The sequence below is a fragment of the Tsukamurella soli genome (assembly GCF_039541155.1).
GTDB lineage: Bacteria > Actinomycetota > Actinomycetes > Mycobacteriales > Mycobacteriaceae > Tsukamurella > Tsukamurella soli.
In genome coordinates this window covers 1-3,597 of sequence record NZ_BAABFR010000194.1, presented here as the reverse complement: position 1 = coordinate 3,597, position 3,597 = coordinate 1, and the positions used below count along the sequence as shown (strand labels likewise).

Sequence of the window (3,597 nt, the reverse complement as noted above, 5' to 3'; positions counted from 1 at the left end):
CGGGGACGGCGCGGCGCGGCCGCACCGGCAGCCGCTGCTGGCGCCGCATGGCCCGGCGCTCGGCCGGCTTGGTGTCCCACGCCGCGGGACGCGCGTCGACCCACCGCTTCGAACGCCACGCGAACGGGATGTGCGCGAGGTACGCCGCCGAGATCACCAGCAGGGCCACGAACGGGTAGGTCAGCAGCAGCGCCGTCAGCGCCCCCACCGCGACCAGTACACCGGCGGCCTTCCGCGGCTGCACGGTCATGGTCTTGAAGCTGGACGTGGGGATCCGCGACACCGTCAGCGCCGCCACCACCATGGTCCACACTCCCACCGCGAGCGGCGCCGACCACCACCCGTGCCCGAACTGCTGCCCGGCCGCGAGCGGCGCCATCACCAGCAGCGCGCCGGCGGGCGCGGGCACGCCCACGAAGAAGTCGCGGGTGTACGGCGGCGCGGTGGGATCGTCGGCGAGGGTGTTGAACCGCGCCAGCCGCAGCACCATCGCCACCACGAACAGCAGCGCCACGATCCAGCCGGCCGGTGAGGTGCCCAGTCTGGTGAAGTACAGGATCAGCGCGGGGGTCACGCCGAAGTTGATGGCGTCGGCGAGGGAGTCGAGCTCGGCGCCGATCTTGGTGGAGGCCTTCAGGAGGCGGGCGATGCGGCCGTCGAGGCCGTCGAGGATCGCGGCGGACACGACCATGGCGATGGCGATGTCGACGCGGTGGTCGGCGGCGAACTTCACCCCGGTCAGGCCGAAGCACATCGCGCCCACCGTCAGCATCGACGGCAGCATCAGAATCCCGATGGACTTGGCCGGGTCGTGCCGCGATCCTCCCCCCCGGGCGGTCACGGTAGGTGCGCGATCACGGTCTCGGCGCCCACCGCTCGCTGCCCCGGCCACACGGCGAGCTCGCTGCCCGCGGGCAGATAGGTGTCGACTCGGGAGCCGAACCGGATGATGCCGTACGTCTCGCCGAGGTCGAGGGTGTCGCCGGGCGCGCAGTCGGTGCGGATCCGGCGCGCGATCAGCCCGGCTATCTGCACGACCCCGACGGGACCGTGCTCGGTGGCGAGTCGTACCGAGGTGCGCTCGTTGCTGTCGCTGGCCTCGGGCAGGTCGGCCGAGAGGAACGCGCCGTCGCGATGCACCACGGTCTCGACCGTGCCGGCCACGGGTGCGCGTTGCACGTGCGCGTCGAATATCGAGAGGAAGATCGAGACGCGTGGCAGCGGCTGGTCGCCGAGTTGCAGCTCGGGCGGCGGGACGTGCGCGTCCACGAGCGTCACCTCCCCGTCGGCGGGTGCGACGGCGACCCCCGACGCCGTGGGGGGCACCCTGCCGGGGTGGCGGAAGAACGCGAGGCACGCGGCAGAGACGGCCAGGGCGGGCGTCCGGATCCACGCCCGACGGTGACCGGCCGCAGCGACCGCGAGCGGTGCGATCACGAACGGCGTACCCGCGGGATGCATAGGCGGAACCGTGTGCCGGACCAGCTCGACCACGTGCCCGAATCCCGTGGAGTGTTCTGTGAGGTGCCCGTCGACCGGTGGTTGGGGGCGGCGTGCCACGTGGCAGGGTCCTCTCGGATCGCGGACTTCAATCGGCAATCATTGTGACAGGGGCACGCCCCACCCCGTGCCGGAGGTGACCAGGTCCCTATCTGCGGCGCCCCGAGACCAGTCGCACGATCGCCAGCAGGATGCACGCGCCTACGAGCGCGGTGACGAATGTGGCGATCAGGCCGAAGGTCTGGGTGTCCTGGTGCAGGAACCTACGCACCAGGAACCCGCCGAGCCAGCCGCCGACGATGCCCACGATGATGTTGAGGAAGATACCCTGCTGGGCGTCGGTGCCCATGAACTTGCTGGCGACCCAGCCCGCGAGGCCACCGATGATGATCCATCCGACGATGCCGATGCCGAAGTTCGCCGATGCGGCGACGACCTCGTCCGCGTATCCAGTGAGCATGGGAACCTCCAGTCGTCAGTCGGCCAGGGGGACAACGGTGACCGTGGCGCCCGCGACGACTTCCTCGACCTCGGGCGCGATGTCGATCAGGCAGTCGGCCGACGCCATCCATCGTAGGAAGTGCGACCCGTGCCCACCTACCGCAATGACCGAATCGTTACCGTCGGTACTGGTGAGTGCGCCGCGGAGGAACTGTCGCTTGCCCGGGATCGACTGCACCCCGGCGGCGAGGACGGCGGTGCGGCGCGGCCGCCGCGCGGGCAGGCCCAGCGCGGCGCGCAGCGGCTCGCGCACGAACACCTCGAACGACACGAGCGAGCTGACGGGATTGCCGGGCAGCGTCACCACCGGCACGCGCCGTCGGCCGGGCGTGACGATGTGCCCCGCGCCCTGCGGCATGCCCGGCTGCATCGCGACCTTGACGAAGTCCACGTCGGCGAACCCGCCGGTGAACGCCTCCTTGACCACCTCGTACGCGCCCGCGCTGACGCCGCCCGACGTGATGACGAGGTCGACGTCTCCGGCGTCCAGGCGCTCGCCGAGCACTCGGCGCAGGTGGGCGACGTCGTCGGGCACGAACCGCAGCGATTCGGCGTCCGCGCCCGCGGCCCGGATCGCGGCCGCGAGCATCACGGAGTTGGACTCGTAGATCTGCCCGGGCGACAGCGGCTCCCCCGGCGTGACCAGCTCGGAGCCGGTCGACAGCACCAGCACGCGCAGCGGGGCGAGCACCGACACCGTCGGGACCCCGAGGGCGGCGGCGAGCCCCACCTGCGCAGGCCCGATGACGGTGCCACGTTCCAGCGCGACCTCCCCCGCCTCGATGTCGCTGCCCGCCCGGCGCACGAACTGCCCGGCCGACGCGTCGCCCGTGAAGCACACGTGTGTGGCATCGAACCCCTGACCCGAGGTGGCCTCCACCGGGACGATCGCGTCGGCGCCGACGGGCAGCGGCGCGCCGGTCATGATCCGATGTGCGGTGCCGGGCGCGAGTACCAGCGCATCGGTGCGGCCGGCGGGGATGTCCTCGGCGACGGGCAGCGTGACGCCGGAGTGCACCTCGGCGGCACGCACCGCGTACCCGTCCATCGACGAATTGGTGAAGGGCGGCAGCGAGATCGGCGCGCGCAGATCGTCCGCGAGCGCCCGGCCCGCCGCCTCCGCAAGCCGCATCCGCACGCGCCGCGCCGCGGGCATGAGCGCGGCGACGGTGGCCCGGTGCGCGTCGACGGGGATCACGCGGGGGCGAGCCTGGTCAACAGCAGGGCCTCGGCCAACGCGATCCGTTCGATCTCGCGCGGGTCGACAGACTCGTTGGCGGCGTGGATGCGGCACTGCGGTTCCTCGACGCCCAGGAGCGCGATCTCCGCCCGCGGTGCGGCGTTCCGAAGTGCGGTGCACAGCGGGATCGAGCCGCCCTGCCCGCTGGTGACGACCTCCGCGCCGAACGCGTCGGCCAGGGCCGTCCGCAGCGTCGCGTAGCCGGGACCGTCGGTGGCGGCGGCGAACGGCTCACCGGCGGCCTCCTCGGTGATGGTCACGTGCGCGCTCCACGGCGCGTGCGCCCGCAGGTGGTCGGCGAGCAGCGTGCCGGCGGCACGCGGGTCGACGCCCGGCGGCACCCGCAGGTTCAGCAG

At 72.6% G+C, this 3,597-nt stretch carries 4 protein-coding genes and 1 pseudogene; all 5 read right to left on the bottom strand.

Features of this window, described 5'->3' with window-relative positions; all coding sequences use genetic code 11:
- Positions 1-841: CDP-alcohol phosphatidyltransferase family protein (locus ABD908_RS26805; protein WP_345001873.1), on the bottom strand; the 841-nt coding region annotated here is incomplete at its 3' end.
- Positions 838-1,560 (bottom strand): phosphatidylserine decarboxylase, encoded by a 723-nt coding sequence (locus tag ABD908_RS26800; RefSeq protein WP_345001871.1) that lies wholly within the window; start codon positions 1,558-1,560, stop codon positions 838-840. The genes ABD908_RS26805 and ABD908_RS26800, both read right to left, overlap by 4 nt.
- Positions 1,561-1,648: 88 nt before the next feature.
- Positions 1,649-1,960: a GlsB/YeaQ/YmgE family stress response membrane protein gene (locus ABD908_RS26795; RefSeq protein ID WP_345001869.1), complete on the bottom strand. Its 312-nt coding sequence runs from the start codon at positions 1,958-1,960 to the stop codon at positions 1,649-1,651.
- A gap of 15 nt (positions 1,961-1,975) precedes the next feature.
- Positions 1,976-3,199, bottom strand: coding sequence for a molybdopterin molybdotransferase MoeA (gene moeA, locus ABD908_RS26790; protein ID WP_345001867.1), 1,224 nt, complete (start codon positions 3,197-3,199; stop codon positions 1,976-1,978).
- A pseudogene (locus tag ABD908_RS26785) lies at positions 3,196-3,597 on the bottom strand (dipeptidase); the annotation flags it as partial. The gene moeA and the pseudogene ABD908_RS26785, both read right to left, overlap by 4 nt.